19 protein-coding genes are annotated in these 19,677 nt (G+C 66.3%); 10 read left to right on the top strand and 9 right to left on the bottom strand.

Annotated elements, in window-relative coordinates:
- Positions 1–261: 261 nt before the first annotated feature.
- Positions 262–945, bottom strand: a complete 684-nt coding sequence (locus NS220_RS08455) for a response regulator (RefSeq protein WP_058623634.1) — start codon at positions 943–945, stop codon at positions 262–264.
- Positions 942–2,540 carry a sensor histidine kinase gene (locus NS220_RS08450; protein WP_081323059.1) on the bottom strand — a complete coding sequence of 533 codons (1,599 nt, stop codon included), beginning with the start codon at positions 2,538–2,540 and terminating at the stop codon, positions 942–944. Before NS220_RS08450 ends, NS220_RS08455 begins: the two co-directional genes overlap by 4 nt.
- A 134-nt stretch (positions 2,541–2,674) precedes the next feature.
- Here NS220_RS08450 and NS220_RS08445 point away from each other — a divergent pair, with 134 nt between their 5' ends.
- A complete protein-coding gene (locus NS220_RS08445; RefSeq protein WP_058623632.1) occupies positions 2,675–4,123 on the top strand; it encodes a cation:dicarboxylate symporter family transporter in 1,449 nt (482 codons plus the stop codon).
- Positions 4,120–4,950 carry an aldolase/citrate lyase family protein gene (locus tag NS220_RS08440; protein ID WP_058623631.1) on the top strand — a complete coding sequence of 277 codons (831 nt, stop codon included), beginning with the start codon at positions 4,120–4,122 and terminating at the stop codon, positions 4,948–4,950. The genes NS220_RS08445 and NS220_RS08440 overlap by 4 nt, the downstream gene beginning before the upstream one ends.
- A 175-nt stretch (positions 4,951–5,125) precedes the next feature.
- On the opposite strand, the gene NS220_RS08435 is transcribed toward NS220_RS08440, so the two are convergent.
- The 4 genes from NS220_RS08435 to NS220_RS08420 form a co-directional block, all read right to left on the bottom strand.
- Complete coding sequence (locus tag NS220_RS08435) at positions 5,126–5,677, bottom strand: J-domain-containing protein (protein WP_058623630.1); 552 nt, start codon at positions 5,675–5,677, stop codon at positions 5,126–5,128.
- Between the two features lie 299 nt (positions 5,678–5,976).
- Positions 5,977–6,801 carry an oxygenase MpaB family protein gene (locus NS220_RS08430; RefSeq protein ID WP_440589461.1) on the bottom strand — a complete coding sequence of 275 codons (825 nt, stop codon included), beginning with the start codon at positions 6,799–6,801 and terminating at the stop codon, positions 5,977–5,979.
- A gap of 173 nt (positions 6,802–6,974) precedes the next feature.
- Positions 6,975–7,505: a hypothetical protein gene (locus NS220_RS08425; RefSeq protein WP_058623628.1), complete on the bottom strand. Its 531-nt coding sequence runs from the start codon at positions 7,503–7,505 to the stop codon at positions 6,975–6,977.
- 2 nt (positions 7,506–7,507) lie between these two features.
- The gene (locus NS220_RS08420; RefSeq protein ID WP_058596323.1) at positions 7,508–7,915 is read right to left on the bottom strand and encodes a DUF4383 domain-containing protein; all 408 of its coding nucleotides are present in this window, start codon (positions 7,913–7,915) and stop codon (positions 7,508–7,510) included.
- Between the two features lie 271 nt (positions 7,916–8,186).
- On the opposite strand from NS220_RS08420, the gene NS220_RS08415 reads away from it, so the two are divergent.
- The 4 genes from NS220_RS08415 (at position 8,187) to NS220_RS08400 (ending at position 10,671) form a co-directional block, all read left to right on the top strand.
- Positions 8,187–8,615 carry a YdeI/OmpD-associated family protein gene (locus tag NS220_RS08415; RefSeq protein WP_058623639.1) on the top strand — a complete coding sequence of 143 codons (429 nt, stop codon included), beginning with the start codon at positions 8,187–8,189 and terminating at the stop codon, positions 8,613–8,615.
- A gap of 53 nt (positions 8,616–8,668) precedes the next feature.
- Positions 8,669–9,304 carry a hypothetical protein gene (locus tag NS220_RS08410; RefSeq protein WP_058623627.1) on the top strand — a complete coding sequence of 212 codons (636 nt, stop codon included), beginning with the start codon at positions 8,669–8,671 and terminating at the stop codon, positions 9,302–9,304.
- Between the two features lie 69 nt (positions 9,305–9,373).
- Positions 9,374–9,922, top strand: coding sequence for an RNA polymerase sigma factor (locus NS220_RS08405; protein WP_058623626.1), 549 nt, complete (start codon positions 9,374–9,376; stop codon positions 9,920–9,922).
- Positions 9,919–10,671, top strand: a complete 753-nt coding sequence (locus NS220_RS08400; RefSeq protein WP_058623625.1) for a hypothetical protein — start codon at positions 9,919–9,921, stop codon at positions 10,669–10,671. Before NS220_RS08405 ends, NS220_RS08400 begins: the two co-directional genes overlap by 4 nt.
- 57 nt (positions 10,672–10,728) lie before the next feature.
- On the opposite strand, the gene NS220_RS08395 is transcribed toward NS220_RS08400, so the two are convergent.
- The 3 genes from NS220_RS08395 to NS220_RS19285 form a co-directional block, all read right to left on the bottom strand.
- A complete protein-coding gene (locus tag NS220_RS08395) occupies positions 10,729–11,277 on the bottom strand; it encodes a hypothetical protein (protein WP_058623624.1) in 549 nt (182 codons plus the stop codon).
- Positions 11,278–11,500: 223 nt separating this feature from the next.
- Positions 11,501–13,315 carry a DUF4012 domain-containing protein gene (locus NS220_RS19290; protein ID WP_081323057.1) on the bottom strand — a complete coding sequence of 605 codons (1,815 nt, stop codon included), beginning with the start codon at positions 13,313–13,315 and terminating at the stop codon, positions 11,501–11,503.
- A 97-nt stretch (positions 13,316–13,412) separates the two neighbouring features.
- Positions 13,413–14,918, bottom strand: a complete 1,506-nt coding sequence (locus tag NS220_RS19285; RefSeq protein ID WP_081323056.1) for a polysaccharide biosynthesis tyrosine autokinase — start codon at positions 14,916–14,918, stop codon at positions 13,413–13,415.
- Positions 14,919–15,921: 1,003 nt separating this feature from the next.
- On the opposite strand from NS220_RS19285, the gene NS220_RS20100 reads away from it, so the two are divergent.
- From NS220_RS20100 to NS220_RS19270, 4 genes are all read left to right on the top strand, one after another.
- On the top strand, positions 15,922–16,257 hold the full coding sequence (locus tag NS220_RS20100) for a CPBP family glutamic-type intramembrane protease (RefSeq protein WP_058623623.1): 336 nt from the start codon (positions 15,922–15,924) through the stop codon (positions 16,255–16,257).
- A gap of 420 nt (positions 16,258–16,677) precedes the next feature.
- Positions 16,678–17,709 carry a hypothetical protein gene (locus NS220_RS08385; RefSeq protein ID WP_058623622.1) on the top strand — a complete coding sequence of 344 codons (1,032 nt, stop codon included), beginning with the start codon at positions 16,678–16,680 and terminating at the stop codon, positions 17,707–17,709.
- Positions 17,658–18,530 carry a WecB/TagA/CpsF family glycosyltransferase gene (locus tag NS220_RS19275; RefSeq protein ID WP_153004219.1) on the top strand — a complete coding sequence of 291 codons (873 nt, stop codon included), beginning with the start codon at positions 17,658–17,660 and terminating at the stop codon, positions 18,528–18,530. The genes NS220_RS08385 and NS220_RS19275 overlap by 52 nt, the downstream gene beginning before the upstream one ends.
- Before the next feature lie 85 nt (positions 18,531–18,615).
- Positions 18,616–19,647, top strand: a complete 1,032-nt coding sequence (locus NS220_RS19270; protein WP_153004218.1) for a glycosyltransferase family 4 protein — start codon at positions 18,616–18,618, stop codon at positions 19,645–19,647.
- The last annotated feature ends 30 nt before the right edge of the window (positions 19,648–19,677 follow it).

Here is a 19,677-nt window from a genome sequence, read left to right as displayed (position 1 = left end):
GCCCTGCGCCCTGCGCCCCGCCCTGCGCCCGCCACCGGCCCGATAAACGCTGTTCCTCGCGAAACACGCTGCCGCGCGGCGTGTCTCGGGAGGAGCAGCGTTTATCGCGCGCCCGGGACACGAGCGAGCGCCGCGCACCCGTGGCCGGGACATGAGCGAGCGCCGCGCACGCACCCGGGAGCACGCTCAGCCCCGCCCCCCACGCACGCACCCGGGAGCACGCTCAGCCCCGCCCCCCCACGCACCGACCCGGGAGCACGCTCAGCCCCGCACCCACGCGTATGTGATCTCGGGGCGGCCGGGGCCGCCGTAGCGCGGCTCCCGGCGCACGCGCCCCACGTCGGCGAGGTGCTCGAGATAACGCCGCGCCGTCACGCGTGACATGCCCTCGCTCTCGCCCACCTCGGTCGACGACACGGCTCCGGATGCCGTGCGCACCCGCTCCGCGACGGCCTGCAGCGTCTCGTCGCTCAGGCCCTTGGGCAGCCCGGGCGACGTGACGGTGCGAAGCGATCCGAGCAGCGCGTCGACCTCGGACTGCGTCGCGTCGCCGGCCGCGCGATCCAGGCCTTCGACATAGGTGCGGTAGGCCTCGAGACGCTCGCGGAAGGCCGCGAACGCGAAGGGCTTGATGAGGTACTGCACGACCCCGATCGACACCGCCGCGCGGACGGTCGCGGCATCCCGGACCGCCGTCACCGCGATGATGTCGACGCCCGATCCCGCCGCGCGCACGCGCCGCGCGACGTCGAGGCCGTTGCCGTCCGGCATCGTCATGTCGAGCAGCACCAGGTCGATCCGGCGCTCGGGATCGGCCAGCGCGGTGAGCGCGGCCCGCGCCCCCGACGCGTGACCCGCGACCTCGAATCCGGGCACCCGCTCCACGTAGGCGGCGTGCAGCTCGAGGGCGAGGGCATCGTCGTCGACGATGAGGACCCGGATCACGACGCCTCCTCGACGGACGGGAGGAACACCCGCACCGTCGTCGGGTCGGCGGTGACCTGCAGCGTTCCACCCCGGGCGGCCACGATATCGCGCACGAGCGCCAGCCCCACGCCACGCCCGCCGGGGGCCTGTTCGGCTTTCGTCGACGCCCCGAACGCGAAGGGGTCGGCGAGCGACGGGTCGAACCCGCCCCCGCTGTCCGACACCTCGATCACCCCGTCGCTGCCGTTGTCCGCCAGGGCCACGCGCACCCACCGGGGTTCGGCGCCCGCCGCCGCGGCGTCCAGGGCATTGTCGACGAGGTTTCCGACGACGGTCACCGCCTCGGCGGGCGCGAGCGGCAGCGACGGCCTCGGCTCGGACACGTCGAGCTCGAGCCGCACTCCGCGTTCGGCGGCTTCGTCGAGCTTGCCGAGCAGGAGGGCGACGACCACCGCGTCTTCGTCGTCCGAGACCAGACGGTCGGCGAGTTCCTGGCGTTCGCCGGTGGATGCCACGATCAACCGCCGCGCGTCGTCGATCCGCCCGAGTTCGAGCAGCGCCAGCAGGGCGTGCAGGCGGTTGCCGTGCTCGTGGGTCTGCGAGCGCAGGGTGTCGCTGAGCGTGCGGACGCCCTCGAGCTCACCCAGCAGTGCCTGCAGCTCCGACCTGTCGCGCAGCGTCATGACGTGCCCGCGCTCGGGGGCGCGGCGTCCGTTCAGATCGCGCGCGTCCTCCTGGTTCACGAGCAGCACGCGGTCGCCGTTGACCACCGTCTCCTCGACCATGCGGCGCCCCGTCGAGATGGCCTCGGCCAGGGTGGCATCCATGTCGACGTCGTGGGGGTCGAGCGAGACCTGACCCATCGTCGCGGGCGGGAGTCCGAGCAGGTCGGCGGCCTCGTCGTTGTAGAGCACGATCCGTCCCTCTCGGTCGGTCACGACGAGCCCCTCGCGCAGGGAGTGCAGCACCGTCTCGTAGCTCTCCACGAGTCGCGACAGTTCGGCCGGGGTGTACGACCCGGTGACCCGGCGCGCGCTGCGCCGCACGTACAGCGCCCCGAGCACGCCGACGCCGACGATGGCGGCGGATGCCACGACGATGAGCGGGACGCGGGCGGCGAGGTCCTTCTGCACGGCGCCGAGGGTGACGCCGACCGCGACGAGCCCCACGATGGGACCGTCCTCGTCGCCGCCGTCGCGGATCGGCACGATCGTGCGCACCGACGGCCCGAGAGTCCCCTCGTACACCTCCGTGTAGCTCTGGCCGGCGAGCGCCTCCGCGCGCGAGCCCTGGTACTCCAGGCCGATCTCGGAGCGATTTCGGTGGGTGAGACGGATGCCGTCCGGCGTCATGATCGTGACGAACGACAGGTCGGCGTCCCCCAGGATCGCCTCGACCATGGGCTGCAGGGTGTCGGAGTCGCGTCGCTCGACGAGAGCGGCGACATCGGGTTCGTGGGCCAGGGTCTCGGCGACGGATCGGGTGACCTGCTCCGCCTGGCGTTGTCCCGAGTCGGTGAGCTGGAAGGACAGCAGTACCGCGAGGACGCCGGCGACGAGCACGACGACACCGAGAGAGACGAGCGCCAGCCGCCCACCCACGCTCAGTCGCATGCCACACCCTTCGTCGCGCCTGCCGTGAACAATACGACCACAAATGGTTCCTCCGTCCCGCCTCGATCAAAGTCGTCACATCGACCGGCGCCCCCGCCGGACTCAACGAAGGCGTTAGAAAAGGGGAACTCCCAATGGCACTCTCACTCCGCACCACGCGTGACGGTCGGCCCCACAGGAAGATCGACCGCAACCATTGGCTCTACATCTCGGTCATCATCGCGGTGATCGCGGGCGTGATCGTCGGTCTCGTCGCCCCGGCGTTCGCGACGGCCCTCGAGCCGATCGGAAAGGGCTTCGTCAGCCTCATCAAGATGATGATCGCCCCGGTCATCTTCTGCACGATCGTCGTGGGCATCGGCTCGATCGCGAAGGCCTCCACGGTCGGCAAGATCGGCGGCCTGGCGATGGTCTACTTCCTCGTGATGTCGTCGTTCGCGCTGATCATCGGCCTCGTCGTCGGCAACATCATCCACCCGGGTGAGGGCCTCAGCATCGCGGGCGCCCACTACGACGCCCCGACCACCGAGGCGACCACGACGCAGGACTTCATCCTCGGCATCATTCCGACGACGTTCTTCTCCGCGTTCACCGGCGGCAGCATTCTCCAGGTGCTCTTCATCGCTCTTCTCGTGGGCTTCGCCCTGCAGGGAATGGGCGAGCGCGGAGCGCGCATGGTCGAAGGCATCCGCAACTTCCAGGCGCTCGTCTTCCGCATTCTGGGCATGATCCTGTGGCTGGCTCCGGTCGGTGCCTTCGGCGCGATCGCCGCGGTCGTCGGAAAGACCGGATTCCAGGCCGTGATCAGCCTCGGCATCCTGATGGGCGCGTTCTACATCACGTGCTTCCTCTTCATCGCCGTGGTGCTCGGAACGCTCCTGTACGTCGTCACCCGCGTCAACATCTTCACGCTGATGAAGTACCTGGGCCGCGAGTACCTCCTCATCGTCGGCACCTCGTCGTCCGAGGCTGCTCTTCCCCGTCTCATCGCGAAGATGGAGCACCTCGGTGTCTCGAAGCCCGTCGTCGGCATCACGGTCCCGACCGGCTACTCGTTCAACCTCGACGGCACGGCGATCTACCTCACGATGGCGTCGCTCTTCATCGCCACGGCCATGGGCTCGCCCATGTCGATCGGTGAGCAGATCGGCCTCATGGTCTTCATGATCATCGCCTCGAAGGGCGCGGCCGGCGTCACCGGTGCGGGCCTCGCGACCCTCGCCGGCGGCCTCTCCGCCTACCGCCCCGACCTGGTCGACGGCGTCGGCGTGATCGTCGGCATCGACCGGTTCATGTCCGAGGCCCGCGCCGTCACCAACTTCACCGGCAACGCGGTGGCGACCATGCTGATCGGCGTCTGGACCAAGCAGTACGACGGCCAGCGCGTCCGCGAGGTCCTCGCCGGCAACATCCCCTTCGACGAGTCGCTGCTGACCGGCCACGACCACTCGGCGACGCCGGCGGCGGATGCCAAGGAGCAGGCGTCGTTCGAGACGGGCACCGGCCCCACGGTCGACACGTCCTCGCTCGACGCGTTCCGCGCTCAGGCCGAGGCGGAGGCCGCGGCCCGGGGTCGCTCGTGACCCTGGCGCACTCCCCGGCGGGGGCGGCTTCGGCCGCCCCCGCCCCCGCGCGTGTCGACCTCGCGCGCACCTGGATGCTCCGCTCGCCCCTCGCGGGCGATCTCGAGACCGCGGCCGACGTGCTCGTGCTCGATCTCGAGGACGGCCTCCCCTCCGGGCGCAAGGCCGAGGGACGCGACCGCGCGCGTCGCGCCGCCGCCCACGCTCCGATCTGGCTGCGCATCAGCGCCGCCGGCACGCGCGACGGTGAGGACGATCTCGCCCTGGGGCGCGAGCTCGGCGATCGCCTCGCGGGTGTCGTCCTGGCGATGTGCGCCGGCCCCGCCGATGTCGCTCACGTGGCGGCATCGCTCCCCGCCGGCGTCCCGATCGTCGCGATGGTCGAATCGGCCGCGGCGCTGCTCGCCGCCCCCGCGATCGCGGCGCACCCCGCGACGCGACGCCTCGCGTTCGGAACCGGCGACTTCCGTCGCGACACCGGGATGTCCGCCGACCGCATCGCGCTGTCGTGGCCGCGTGCGCAACTCGTCGTCGCCTCCGCGGCGGCGGGGATCGCCGGCCCCATCGACGGCCCGTGCGGCGCGGTGGATCAGGCGCGGGATGCCGCCGTCCACGCCGTCGCGATGGGCTTCACCGGCACCCTCGCGTTGCAGGATGCCGCCATCCCCGGCGCCCACGCCGGGTTCACGCCCGCACCCGACGAGGTCGCGCGCGCCCGGGCGCTGCTGTCGGCGACGCCCGACGGCCCGGTCGACGGCTCCTACGCCCCGACGCTCGCCCGCGCCCGCGCCCTGGTGGAGCGCGCCGAGGCCCTCGCCGCGCTGTAGTCCGAGGGGCGCTCGCCGGGCGGCGCGGCACCGCGCTGCACCGCCGCCCCGTCGCCCGCGTGCCCGCGTGCCCGCCGCCCGCGTGCCCGCGTGCCCGCTTCAAGTGTCCAGAACCCGGACTGTTTTCTGGAGCGTCCGTGTGTCTTGGACACTCAACGCCGCGACCCCGATGCGTTCAGCCGCGCCGGAACCACCGCCGCCGCACCACCGGCGCGACAGCCGCCGCCTCTTCGCGCGCGCGTCGCCGTGCGGCCCACGCCTCCACCTCGGCCTCCACATCCACCGTCGGCGTCACCACGGGCGGGCCTCCCTGCAGCTGCCGCCGGGCTTCGATGACGCGCCGGTTGAAGTCGTGCAGCGCCTCACGGACGTCGGGCTCGCGGGCGATGGCATCCATCCGCTCGGCACGTTCGGCGTACTCCACGCGGAGGGTGAGAGCCGGTGGCCCGAGACCGGTGAGCTGCTCGGTCTCGATCTTGCGGCGGATCCACCAGTCGGGGTCGTGCGTCCCGCCGAGATCGGGCAGGGGCTTTCCCGCACCGGGCAGGTTGTCGAAGTCGCCGCGGCGGATCGCCTGCTGGATCGACGTCTCGACGTACGCGGCGCGCTCGGCGGCGGTCGATCCGCGCTCCGGTCCGGTCGCCGCGGGCGCGGGCTCGAGACCGCTCTCCCGCAGCTCGCGGTCGAGCCGATAGCGCTCGGCCGACTGGCGTGGGTCGTCGCTCATGGGCACCTCCGGTCCTTCCAGGCTACGACGGCGCAGTGGGCCGGGCGCGGCGCGCGAGCCGGGCGCGGCGCGCGAGCAGGGCACAGCGCGCGGGCTGGGCGCAGCGCGCGGGCCGGGCGCAGCGAAGCGGGCCTGGCACCGGCGCGCGAGCCGGGCACAGCGCGCCAGCCGGGCGCAGCGTGCGAAACTCCGGAAGAATGGATGCCACGCCCCCCGCACGCGCCCAAAACAGCGTCGAGAGGGCAAAGACTCCGGAGTTTCGCACGCCTCGCGCCCGGTACCGAAGCTGAGCCCCCGGCTCACACCCCCAGCCGCCGCAACCTCTCCCGCGCCATGTCCTGCGCGCGCGGACCCGACCCGAGGGCCCGCTCGGTGACGCGCAGAATGAGGCGCGTCACCGTCAAGACGGGAAGCGGCGACCGGCGCAGGCCGAGCATCCTCCGGAACCGCGGCGGGATCGTCGCGACCGCCGCCGCGAACAGCACGCGGTACGACACTCCCATGAGCCCGCGGAACGGGGGCTTCTTCAGGAACCGCACCACCTCGTCGACGCGCTCGTCATGGCGGAGCTCTCCGCGCTCGAGGAACCCGTCGAGCTCCGCGCGCAGCGCCGCGCGCGTGAGGGGCGGGTCGACGACGCGCATCAGGCGGCCGGAGGTGGCCCAGTCGGCGACATAGGCGTCCGGGCCGCCGGGGATGGGGCGGCGCGACACCTCGTGTCCCGACAGGAAGGCGTCCGTGAAGGCGAGGTGCACCCAACGCACGAGGTCGGAGGCCTCGGCGGAGTACGACCGTTCGCTGCCGTCGCCCGCCCGGTACTCGCCTTTCACGCGCTGGTGGAACCGGCCGACGCGTGCGGTCTCGGCATCCGCCTGCGTCCGTGAACCGTAGGTGAGCGTGACGACCCAGCGGACGGTGCCGGTGAGACGCCCGAGGGGATCTTCGCGGTAGCGCGACCAGTCGTGCACGCCCGCGAGGGCGCCCGGGTGCAGCGCTTGAAGGAGCAGGGCCCGGATGCCGGCGACCAAGGTGCCCGTCCCGGCGTGCACCGTCCACGCGGGACCGTTCTCGACGAAGTACCCGGCGTCATCGCCCTCGGCGATCGCCCGGACGTAGGGGGCCATGCCGGTCGGATCTCCGGCGAGGGCGACGAGAAGCTTCCCCCGGATGGCCGAGACCCAGCCGGTGGCGGGGGAGGGAGGGGATTCGCTCACCCCTCCAGCGTGCCACCGCCCCGCGCGCGGGGCGCCGAACTGTCGTGGCATCGAGAGAGTCGGAGCGAGAGGCTGAGCGAGGCTCAGTGCCCCTCGTGCGAGATGACCGGCACGGTGCCGTCGTCGCGCAGCAGCACGGCGTTCTGCGTGGCGCCCAGGGCGGGGGTCACCACGACCGCGATCACAGCCGAGGCGACCAGGAGACCGATGACGCTCATGGGCTGCGCGGTGCGCGTCGTGTTCGTGGAGCGGCGCGCACGCCGCAGGTGCACGGCCGCGCTCGCCCCGACGATGACGAAGAGAAGGGATGCCGCGGCCACCGCGAGCACACTGGTGTGCGCCGGGACCACGAAGAGCAGAACGGTGACGCCGAAGATCGTGACGAGGCTCCCGCCGAGCACGAGGGCGGGAACGACGAGGCGTCCCGCCCAGAGGACCACGCCACCCCACGCGAGGGCGGCGAGTCCGAGGAGCACCAGTCCGATTCCGAGGCCGCTTGCGACGGCCCCGGAATCGGCACGGGTGATGGCGCCCGCACCGAGGGCGGCGGTGATCAGGCCGGCCCCCCATGCGAACACAGAGGGCCACGACCGGACGAAGGTCGCAGCAGTCATGCTCAGACCGCCGCGGTGCGGGGGACGTTGCGCTCGGTGCCGAGGCCGACACCCAGCAGCACGACGGCGCTGGCGAGGTGCAGGAAGTGGTCGGGCACGTTCAGGGCCAGGATGTTGGCGGGGCCCATCAGGAAGAAGCCGACGATACCGAGCAGCAGGTAGACGGCGCCGACGGTGGTGTTGACGCCCTTCGCCGCGCGGGCGTTGGCGAGGCCGGCGACGAGCAGGGCGCCACCGATCAGCAGGTGAGCGATGTTGTGCAGCGGGTTGACCTCGAAGATGCCGAGGAGCAGACCGCCCTCGTTCGAGATGAAGCCGACGCCGCCGGTCACGGCGAAGCCGAGCAGACCGACGAGCAGGTAGACGGCCCCGAAGATGGTGGCGACGAGGCGGTTGGGCGAAGAGCTCATGGTGAACCTCCCAGTGAGTTAGCAGCGACCTCGTGGCCGCCTTCCTCACATCTTCGGAGACAATGAGCGGTTCGGATTGGGCTTTGCGCCGCCGAAGGTTCTCCGGTAAAAGCCGCCGACGAAATGCGGGGCCCGGAAACGACAGAAGGCCCCCGAGTACTCTCCGAGGCCCTCCGCAACGAATGTCACCCTACGGAGCGAGTGGATGCTGGCGGAGGGGATTGCATTTCACGCGCTGTTCACGTACCCCGTGCTCTGCCACGATCGGCTCATGATGTTCGAAACGACTTTGCTGCAGATGGGCAACAACACCGGGATCGAGGTTCCGACCGAGGTCGTCGAGGAGCTGGGCGGTGGCAAACGCGCGGCCGTCGTGGTCGACGTCAACGGGTACGTGTTCTCGAGCACACTCGGCGCGATGGCCGGGAAGACCCTCATTCCTTTCTCGGCCGACAAGCGCGCCGCGACAGGCCTTTCCGGTGGGGATGCCATCACCGTCGACCTGAAGCTCGACACCGCCCCGCGGACGGTCGAGGTGCCCGATGATCTCGCCGCGGCTCTCGCCGACGCGGGCGTGCGGGCCGCGTTCGATGCTCTCGCGCCGAGCGCGCGCAAGGCGCACGTGACGAACGTCGACGGGGCGAAGGCGGCCGAGACCCGGGCTCGCCGCATCGAGGCGATCGTCGCCAAGCTGGTGTAGTCCGACCGGCTCGTCGGAACCTCCCGACCGATAACCTGGAGCGGGAGGATGTCGTGGGCCGCACAAAGGATGCCATTGCCGAAGGGCTGTCGATCGCGACGGCGGCGGCGCGGCTGACGGTGCGCAACCGCATCCTGGTCGAGACGATCGCTCGGGGCGGCCATTTCGACAGCGAGGTGTTCGCGGACTTCGCCCGCACGACCCTCCGCGCTCTCGCCGATGAGCAGGACCAGGCGGCCGAGCGGGTGACAAACCAGCGCAAGCGAGCGTGGGGGCGGTTCTCCGACTCGTCGGGAACCCACGACTACCGCGATCGCGACACCCGCAATCTGCGTCGTCGCGCCAACCAGTCACGCGGTGTCGCCAAAGAGCTGCGTGCCCTCGCCGACGACGCGACGCGCGTGGATGCGCTCGTCGCCGACGCTCGCATGGCCGCGTGGGGCGACGTCGAGGCCAACCTGAGTCAGCGTCTCGATGTCGAGGGCATGACCGCCGACGCCGATCCCGATTACGCCACCATGCGCCGCGCCCGTATGGATGCACTCCGCATGGTCGACCTCGCCCGCCTCGCCTCGCAGGCGAAGCGGAGGGCGAAAGAGAAGCCGGCAGCTGAGCCCGCCGAGGCGGATCTCGAGCACGACGACAAGCCCGCCAAGGCCGCGAAGAAGAAGAAGTCGGCCACGCGCTGACGTCGAATCTTTCGCGTCCGCGATGCGTCCGCGATGTCACACGACGCGGCCGGCCGGACATTCCCGGGTATGGACGAAGCCGAGCTGTGGCGCCGCGTCACCGCCGACGGCGACGACCGGGCACTGAGCGCGCTGTACGAGCGACACGTGGATCGTGTCTTCCGTCACGCCGCGCGATTGGCATCCGATCGACGGGATGCCGAGGATGCCACGGCCCTGGCATTCTTCGAACTCTGGCGCCGACGTGACGCGGTGCGTGTCGTCGACGGATCCCCGCTGCCCTGGCTGCTCGCGACGACGACGAATGCGCTGCGCAACCTGCAGCGCGCCGCCGCCCGCTACCGGCGCCTGCTCGACACTCTGCCTCGCGCTGTCGACGCGGCATCCGCCGAGGATGCTGCCTTCGTCGACGAGAGCGCTGTCGCTTTGCTCGCGCCGCTGGGCGCTGTCGATCGCCAACTCGTCACGCTCGTGCATCTGGAGGGGTATCGCGCCGACGAAGCCGCGGTGGTCGTGGGCGTGAGCGCCGCGGCGGCGCGCGCCCGCTTGTCGCGCGCGCGGGCGAAACTCCGTGGGGTCGTCCCGGGAGATGCCGCACTCGAGGAGGATTCCGCATGAACGCACCTCGCATCGACCCCGTCTTCCGCGCGGGTCTGCAGCGCGAGCTCGTCGCGCAGACGAGGCTCCCGCAGCGCCGCAGTCGAGCGCGGCTCTTCGTCGTCGCCGGGGTGGGGGCCGTCGTGCTCGCGGCGGGGGGAACGGCCGCGATCGCCGACCTCTGGACGCTCCCGGGCGGCACGTCGGTCAGCGAGTTGGGCGTGCCGACGACTGTGGAGGGCACGGGTGAAGGGACGCTGGTGCTCCCCGCGCGCCCCGACGGTGCGAACCAGGTTCGTGTGGAGGTGCGGTGCCTGACACCGGGGACGTTCCGCTTTCCCGGAGGCTCCGCCAGCTGTACGGCCGAAGAACTCTCCGCCCGTCCGGAGGGCGTGGTGTCGTGGATCGACGTGCCCCTCGACGCGTTCGGTTCCGACGTGGTGGTGTCGGCGGGACCCGGCGAGAGGTGGCGCCTGACCGCGACCTATCTCGATGCCGAGCCGGTGCCGCTCGCGGTCAACGACCGCGGCCAGACCTACGGATCCTCCGGTGCGGGGGAGGAGCCCGACCTCATCGCGGTTGTGGCGACCAACGGGCGCCAGGGGTACGTGGATGCCGACGAGCTGGCGGATGCCACGGGCTCGAGCCAGCGTTTCAGGTCGCCCGATGAGGCCCTGCGGTGGCAGGAAGAGCGCGCGGGCCGGGCGGTTCTCGTGCCGGTGTACCTGTCGGACGGCGTGACGCGGGTGGGCGATTTCGTGGTGCAGTGAGGAACGAGAGAGCCCCCGTCGACCGAAGTCGACGGGGGCTCTCTCGAAGCTGTGTGCTTACGCCTTGTTCTCGGCGCGGTTGCGACGAACCTTCGCGGCGACCGCGACCGTCGCACCGGCGAGCACGAGCGCGCCGCCACCGATGTAGATGCCCATCAGCGACTCGCCGTTGACACCGGTCTCGGGGAGGGCGTTGGTGCCACCGTTGTTGTTGTTGCCGCCGCCGTTGTTCGAGCCGCCGCCGTTGTTGCCGTCGGCGCGGGCACCGGACGCCGCGAGCGTGTAGGAGCCGCTCGGGTTGGCGGGAAGCGTGACGACAGCGGTCGCGGCACCGGACGAGTCAGCCGTCTTGGTGACCGACGCGGACGTGACGGGGAGGTTCGCCGTAGCGATGTTCGCACCGGTGACGCCGCGGCCGACGAGGGTGAACGTGACCTCGGCACCGGGCTGGAAGCCGGAGACGGGGACCGGGCCGTTCGAGGTGATGGTGATGGTCACGGTGTTGGGGTCCGTCGGCGCGTAAGCCTGCGCGATGGACGGAGCTGCGAAAAGCAGCCCGCCGGCGACGGCCGCTGTTGCCACCGCCTTTGTGATTTTGAGCTTCATGACTGCCTGCTTTCGTGTCCGGGGTTACCGGTAATTAATGACGGATTCAGCGGTGACGCCGACGTGCGCTGAAACGTCGGCGAAGATCGAACTTTCTGGAGTCTCAATGAGTATCACCTATGAGAATCCTGCCTGGCAAGCTCGCATGGTTTCCGTCAGGTAAACATCAGCCATTTGGACGCTGCCTCGTGCGCTGAATCGCGCCTCGATTTGTGGGACAGCTTCATCGAACCGCGAGCGCTTCAGCGGTCGTGCACGACGATCTTGCGGTCGGGCTGAGCGCGCTGTCCGCAGTGGGTGTGACTTGCGCTTCGGCGTCTGTTGCCGCTGAACGGGCGGACACAAGAACCCTGGCGCTCACAGTCGTCTGGGGAGCCAGGTTGAGCCCATACGTGAGCACTTCTCGGCCTCTGACTGAGGCGATTGCGTACCCGCTTCCGTCGGACGACGTGGCTGAGACGAGTTCGTATCCCTCGGGGAGGTAGATGTTGCTCACGACGGTCGCTGTTCCCGGGACCTTGCCAAACGCCCCGTTCCCGGTCACAAATAGTGGGAGTGACGTTGCCGCGTCGAGCGGCGCGGTGTTCGTGAGATCGACCTCGAGTGCGAGTTGCCGCGGGCCATCTTCCCCGTTCGGTTGACATTGCTCCCACACGAGCGACACGTCCGGCTTTACGTAGTAGCTCATCTTCGAACCCCCTGCGTCGTTCAGGTAGACACCGAACCGCGCAGTCCTAGCGTCGGTTGTAGGCAGTTCACCTGCTAATGACGAGCCGGCGAGCAATGCTTGCTCCTCGGGGTTCGCGCTCCACAGCAGAACGCGACGTTCATCCGCAGCAGCAGCCAGGGCCGAGAGGAGCGGAAGTGTCGATCCGCGTCCGTCGAAGAAAGCGTTGAAGACCGCGCTGGACGCTTGAGCGAAGAAGATGTCTTGGTCTGCTGGCTCCAGGTAACGGCTGTAGACGTCTACAAGAAGAAGCTGCACGGCGTTCTCCGCCGTGATTGACGACCCATCAGGGAGGGTTACGGGTCCCGTCGCTTTGAGAAGGTACGACAGCACAACCGGGTCTATCGTCAGTACTCCGTCGACGTCCAGGCCCGTCCGCACTCTGTACATCTCGCGGGCGAGAGGGCCATCGAATGTGAAGTCGGGGATTTGTGTGAGGTTCTGGAAGTACCTAGCAGGGCGTTCTCCATAGACCGCCTTGAACTCGTCGGGGAGTTCGGCGACGGGAGTTGTTAGTCCGCTTGAGATTGCGGTTCCTGATTGAGTGCCAGCAAGCGAGACGGCACCTCGGTCGGTGTGCAGAAGGATTCCGGTTCCGACGATGCCACCGAGAGAGCGCCATTCTGCATTGTTCTCCACCAGAACGAGATAGTTACGCGGACCGTCCTGTCCTAGCGCGCTCGGCAACAACCGCGTTGCCCGGGAGAGCGTGTCGAGGGCCTGCGCCGCCTGAGAAAAGTATCCGCTCGTCTCGTCAACCGCCGATGCGATCCGACCGACGAGAGGTTTTCGATCTATCTCGGATAGCGCGTTTGCCGCGTGAGATGCCCGTTCCGCTGCCTGCTGGGCTGGAACCGCGAGGTCGGCAAGTGCGCTCGTTTCTATGCGTCCGTCAACGGGCTTGAGCGCGTCCATGGAGGTGCCCTGAGCAGCGGCGACCAGGGGAACAATGCCTTGTCCTAGTAGCTCGTCACCGGAGGCTGCGACCGTGCCAAATGCGGACAGCTGCGGACCTACCCAGGGGAAAAGTTCAGCTATTCGCCACCCTGGGTCAGAAGTCAGTTCATGCGCTGCGGTTGCATCGTTTGCGATCTGCTCGAGTATGAGGCCAGCGCCAGCTCGATTCGATGATAGGGCCGAGGTCATGTCGCCGGCGGAAGCCTGGACATGCTCAAGATGCTGAAAGGCCAGAAATCCGCGCACACCAACCCAGAGAGCTAGGGCCACGGTGAAGAATATGAACGCGATCAGCGCCTTCGCGAAGACTCGCCCCGCGCTTTGCACGCGCGGCGCGAGAGATCTGGAGGTCACCCGCCCGTCCTTCTGGATTTGGGAGCAGGTCTGGTCGAACAGACGATCGTTGCTCTTGCGTTGGCAGTACTGGCCGGGCGTAGGTCCATCTAGACGACTAGCTGTCCCGCTGGGATTCCCGAGCCGTTCGACGAGAAGCGAGCCCGAGGTCGTCCAGTGTCTGCTCCGCGGATGCGGTCTCTACTCGGCTGATTCGTCGAGAACGTGTCCTCGACGGGTTGCCCGTACGAGCCTTCGAAGATGCCGCATCTCCGTACCCGTAGCCGTAACCGTACGCTGAGTAGTACGAATCAGGTCCGCGAGTGGGAACCATGGACATGACGAATCCCGCGATCTTTGCTCCAGCGGTATTTAACGCCTCGGTCGCACCTTTGAGTTGGTGCTTCGTCGTGCGTCCTGCGGACACAACCATGATGGCGCCGCTGGTAACCCGTGTGATGATCGCAGCGTCGGTCACCGGCAGTAGCGGCGGCGCGTCGCACAGAACAACATCGAACTTCTCTTCCAGCATTTCTAGAAGCGCGCTCATACGCTGAGATCCGAGGAGTTCGCTAGGATTCGGCGGGATCTTTCCCGAGGGTAGGACGTACAAGCTTCTGCCTCCCCAGGGCAGCATCACGTCCTTGACTTCGGCGCGACCGATCAAGATGTCAGTCAACCCTGCTCCGCCCTCAACGTTGAGATACTCGGCAACCTTCGGCTTGCGAAGGTCCGTGTCCAGCAGCGCAACACGCTTTCCTGCGTCAGCCAGAGCGATAGCGAGATTAATAGCTGTGGTCGATTTTCCCTCGCTTGGGATCGAGCTTGTTATGACGAAGCTAGACCTTCCGCCCATGTCGAGGAACTGAAGGTTTGTTCGTAGCCCTCGGAACGACTCCGCTCGAGGGCTCAGAGGATCCGCGTGAACGATCAGCGGGCGCTCCTTGGCCTTCGCATCGTAGGCAATGGCACCGATCGCCGGCGCATTAGTGATCTGCTCGGCCTCGCGAGGGGTGCGAACACGGTTGTCGAGCGCGGTCCGCAAGGCGCCAGCGCCAAGTCCGATCGCGAGCCCCACGAGAGCACCGAGCAAAATGTTGACTGGTACGTTCGGGGACGCTGGCCGCAGGGCCGGCTGCGCGTTGCGCACAAGACTCAGGCGCACGGGGCTGGTGCCGCCGTCAACTGCTGGCTCCAACTGCGGAACAACTTGCGCCAGGCTCGACGCGATTGAGTTGGCGACCGATGCGGCGCGCTGGGCGTTTGTGTCGGTGACCGCCACAGTAATCAGCGTCGAGTTCAGAGTCGCGGAAGCCTTGACCTCGTTCGCGAGGTCGTCCGCCGTCTGGGGCAGCCCGAGGGACGCAATCACCGGATCCAGCACCGCGGGCGTCGTTACCAGACCGACGTAGGTGTTGATCCGAGCTTGGGTGAAGTTGGATCCTTCTTGGAGTTCGGCAGTCGTACTTCCTCCCTGGGTAGACACAAAGATCGTGCTGGAGGACTCATACGTCGGAGTACGGGTCAATGTATATGCGGTCGCGACTCCTAGGCCGATCAATGTGATCGCGGTGATCAGGAGCCAATTTTTGCGAAGGATACGGATGTGATCGCTGAGCTCCATGGTGCCTTTCAAAGACGAGCCGACGACCCATGCGCCGCGTTCGAAGGAATCGCCCACAGTCTGACACACAGAACGTTTCACCTGATGCTGAGTGACCGACAGTCGCTGTGCCCGGCGTTCACTAGCCATAGATCGTACCTCCGAACGCGGCGCCTACCTCTTCGATGCGGATGAACCACCCGAGCAGCTAATACATGCGCGCCGCGAAGCTTCCTCAAATGTGCGCCTTCGGCACGTGGCCAACAGGAGGACTGGGCGGTCGTGCGCATGGGCCGTGACACTCTCTCAAAAGGCCGCGGACCTAGGCATTCACTTGGAGAGATCGCGGACGCCGACCGTCAAAGAGCTCCGAGTCGCGGGCCGCGCTCGAAGTCAGATCGGGTGGCCAGTACGGCGTTCGTGGCGCGGGGTGCCGGTAGGAGTCATCAACGTCTGGAAGCCGCACGCTCTCACGCGGGCGAACTAGTCCGGGTTGCGGCCCGGCGCAGCTTCCCAAAACTGGGTCAGGAAGAGCTTTCGATGCCGCTATGTTTGCCGAGTGCATGATCACCCCGACAGCAACACCACGCCTGTCGGCGGAACGCGCCACGAAGTCGCGGCTCCAACCCGGCACGGGCCGACAGATTTGCAGACTCGCCGCGGTGCTCGCCCTCAATGGCGATCGAGCGTTTTGCTCATCCGCGGCGGCCTCATGTTGTGGCTGGCAAGCGGGGCCGCGGGGCTGGGTGTGACCTTAGCCATTGTCATCGGTTGGAATCGAAGCCCCGGGGCCGCTGTCTGTTCGTCGGCAGTTCTGTGGAGCGCACTGTTGTTGGCGACGTGGTTTGTGTGCGCGGCAGTACGGCCCACCGGTCTGTTCAAGTTTTCGAGGATGGATGTTTTATGGGGGATCGGACTTGGGGCCGTTCTCCGGTTAGTCCAAGGCGTTGTCGCCGGGGCCAACGGCGCCGCGTTCCCATCAGTCGCGACGGGCGGCGGTTCTGTCCCCCCGACATGGTGGTTCATGGAGGCCGTACCCGCAGTCGTCATCGCCCCGGTTGTTGAGGAGCTCTTCTTCCGTGTCGCGGTGCTCGTTGCCACGTACCAAATCTTTCGAAAAATTGTCGGTGCGTTGGCTGCGGCCGTGGGATCTACGATCGCATCAAGCGGCGGCTTCGTGCTGTTACACGCGGCGTTTGCGCCTGTGGCTGGCGCTGAAGGATTTCAGCTGATGCTCCTCGGGATCACCTGTTCGCTCACCGTGCTACTGACAGGGCGTATCTGGGGTGCGGTCCTCACCCACTCCATCTATAACGGGCTGTTTCTGGCGTTGGCATACGTAGGTTCGGTCCTTTCGTAGGGCTCCACGGCGTTCGATACCAATGCGGTGTCAGAGGTCTGATCATCAGGTGATGGGGTTTGGAAACAATGCGTTCACTTGAGAGTGACGGGCCGACGCAATCGTTCCTGTTACTGTTCGATCCGCGACGCGTATCTCGTCGCTCAAGGCGGCGGGGAGGAACTCACATGACGTTCACTCGGGCGACATCGGACTCGGTCAGTCAGATTGGCGCAACTGGACACAGTCTGAATGAACAGCGCGTCGGCGGGTCCGCGCGATGATGCTGCGCTCGCGCGAACACCCAGCTCAGCTGAGTGGCGCCCGCCAGCCCAGTCTCTCAAGGGGATGCCCCGGCGTATGCTCCGGACCCGTCGCGCGTCATCCTTCCCTGAGCCTGGTTCTGCTGGCTGTTGAAGCGAGAGTTTCGTAGCAATCAGCATGAAGGTAATTGCTAGCTGGTTCTACACTCACGGGCCGGACGAGACTGGCGCATATGCCCAGGTCCGTGGTGACGTTGCGAGCGAGGAGTTTCGGGACGTCTACCGACGATGTATAGCGACGTTCTTCGCCACAGCGCGTCGAGCCGAGCCAACTGCCCGCCTGCTGCTCTTTTCGAACGTCGTATGGGATTCGAGTGCGTCGGCCATCGCTGGCGAGGTTGCGGACCTGCTAACGACGTTGCATGTCGACATCGTCACGCTCCCGTATTCTCACATGCCCCCCACCTCGTGGCCAGCCGCCTGGAGAAACCAGTTCTTTGTCTTCGACGTGCTGAAGTGGGCAGATCACAATCTGACGAGCCTCGACCAGATCCTCGTCCTTGACAGCGACGTGGTGTGGACAGGTGCGCCCCTTACCGAGCGAATGTGGGAAGAGGTTGGCATACAGGGCGCGCTGACGCTGAAAATCGATTACCCCGAAGACCATGTAGTGAACGGTCTGTCACGCAGAGAAATGACTATCAAGATGGCGCCTGGGTGGCAGAACCAGGGTGTGCTGGACTACTCGGGCGGTGAGTTTGTGGCGCTTCGTGGAGACGTTATCGGCAGCGTTTACGAGCAAGCTGCATCCATACTTGCGGAGCATTTTCTGCTCTCAGGCGGAGGCGTAAAATACGCGTTCGAAGAAGCTCACGTGCTGAGCGTCGCCTATAGCCAGCTCGGAATTCCCGTCGGGGGTGCGAACCGCTTCATCAAGAGAATTTGGACGCAGCCCCTCAAGCCGCGTAATCAGGATCCAAGCGACTTGCATTTGGCGCTGTGGCATTTGCCGGCCGAGAAGCGGTACGGCATTCGACGACTCTATAAGCGCACGCGTCGGCTGGGAGCCTCTACTTCCGGTCTCAACTATGGGGACGAAGGCAAAGTCCTACGTCTGATGGCTCGGGTCTTGGGTGTGCCGCGAAATACAATGATCAAGTGGGTATCGGATGTCAGCCGCGCTATGTTGGCCCGTTTGAAGGGCAAATGACACAAATGTTTGAACAAGTAATTCCTGATCGTGATCATCCACAATCTGTGTTCCCGACGGTCGAAGTAGGGCACGTGCGGTTCGCGGTGGCAGAACCAGAAAACGTCGTCCGGTGGATCTCCACGCTCGCGAGATCTGACCACCGCGGGATAAATGTCCGATTTGCCAACGCATGGAATGTGGCGCTCGCGAACGATGATCCAGAGTATCTTAAAATCATGTCGGACGAGGGGAGTGTAAATTTCCCGGACGGTTCGCCAGTCGTATGGGTGATGAACTTCACGCGCAAGTCCGCTGACCGAGCGCATCGACTACGAGGGCCATCGATGTTTCGAGCAGTATTGGATGACAGCGCGCGTGCGCCGCTTCGTCATTTCTTTCTAGGTTCTTCTCCCGATACGCTTCGGAGCCTGCGATCGAGTGTACAAGTTCAGTATCCGTCCGCCCGCGTGGTTGGACATTACTCCCCACCTTTCGCGACAGCGGACGAGTCGTTCATAAAGGAGTGCGCTGAGCGTGTGGCGGCTGCGGGCCCAGACCTCGTCTGGCTCGGCCTTGGTACGCCAAAACAGGATTACGTCGGTACTGCGATAGCGCAACGGCTGCAGATACCGGTACTGAATGTGGGTGCTGCGTTTGATTTTGTAGCAAACACAGTACGTGAAGCCCCTCCGTTTATCCAGCACTCAGGATTCGAGTGGCTATATAGGCTGCTGTGCGAGCCTAGGCGACTTGGTAAACGCTATCTTTACGGCAATCTTCGCTTCGTGGTCGTAGTTGTTGCCGCTCTCATCAGAGATAGGTATCGACACCGTGGCTGAGACCAGCACGCGCCGGTCCGACAGCGACCGCCCGCGAGTCTTGGTGATAAGTCAGCTCCCCCCGCCTTTTCACGGGTCTACGGTGATGACGCGCACGCTGATGGAGGCTCTCAGGGCGCAGGGCATGGACGTTCAGTTGGTGGATCGGAGATTTAGCAAGTCTTCGTCAGAAATCGGTCGATTCTCGCTCAAGAAACTTGCTTCCGCCCTTCTTCTGCCCGTGCGGCTCGCGTGGAAATTGATTGGGTATCGTCCGCAAACCATCATCTTCTTCGCGACTAATCGGACGTTCTCGTTTCTGGTGGACGTCCTTCTTTCTGTTGTCCTTCGCGCAACTCCTGCTCGCAAAATCGTCTACCTACACACTCGCGGTTTCAGTGTTTTGTCCGATCAATCCAAATTTATGGCGAGTCTGGTTCGACTTCTTCTCGGCTGCGCAGATTCGATTGTATGCCTTGGCCCGAGTTTGACTACAGACGTGAGCGCGCTTGTCAGCTGTCCGATATTTGTGATCCCGAATGCTACTGAGCCGCCCAAAGTTATAGAGCCACGTCGGTCGGAGTACATTCTGTACTTCTCGAATCTTATCCCCGAGAAGGGGGCCGACGTATTCTTAGACGTCGCGCGGGCGGTCCGGGAAAAGATGCCAGACATGCGGTTCGTCGTCGCCGGGGCTACCGCCGACGAGATGTATAGGACGAGATTGATGGAACAGGCCTCGCGCGATCTCGGGGACTGCGTCCGGTTCATGGGGGCGGTGTCGGATGAATCAACGAAGTGGCAGACCATCGCGGGAGCCTCGCTTCTCGTTTTCCCGAGCACCTACCCGTTCGAGGCGCAGCCCTTGACGATTTTGGAGGCCTTCTCCGTAGGTACTCCAGTAGCGGCGCTCGACGTTGGTGGGATTAAGGACATCGTGAGTCATGGCCGAACAGGTTTGCTTCTCGATGCAAACGACGTTGACGGAATGGCCGCCGCGGTGGTGCAGCTGCTCTCTGATCCGGCGACCCTTGCGCTCATGTCCGACGAAGCTCGCAAAGAGTTCGAGGCCGTGTTCTCAAGAGAAGCTTTCGCGAAACGTTGGCAGAGTCTGCTTGAGGCCGGGGAGATCTCATGACTCGGGTTGTGATCGTTCAGGAATACATAC

The organism is Microbacterium testaceum (assembly GCF_001476655.1).
GTDB lineage: Bacteria > Actinomycetota > Actinomycetes > Actinomycetales > Microbacteriaceae > Microbacterium > Microbacterium testaceum_C.
Note: the sequence above shows the minus strand (reverse complement) of the source record. Positions and strands in the feature narration are given on the sequence as shown.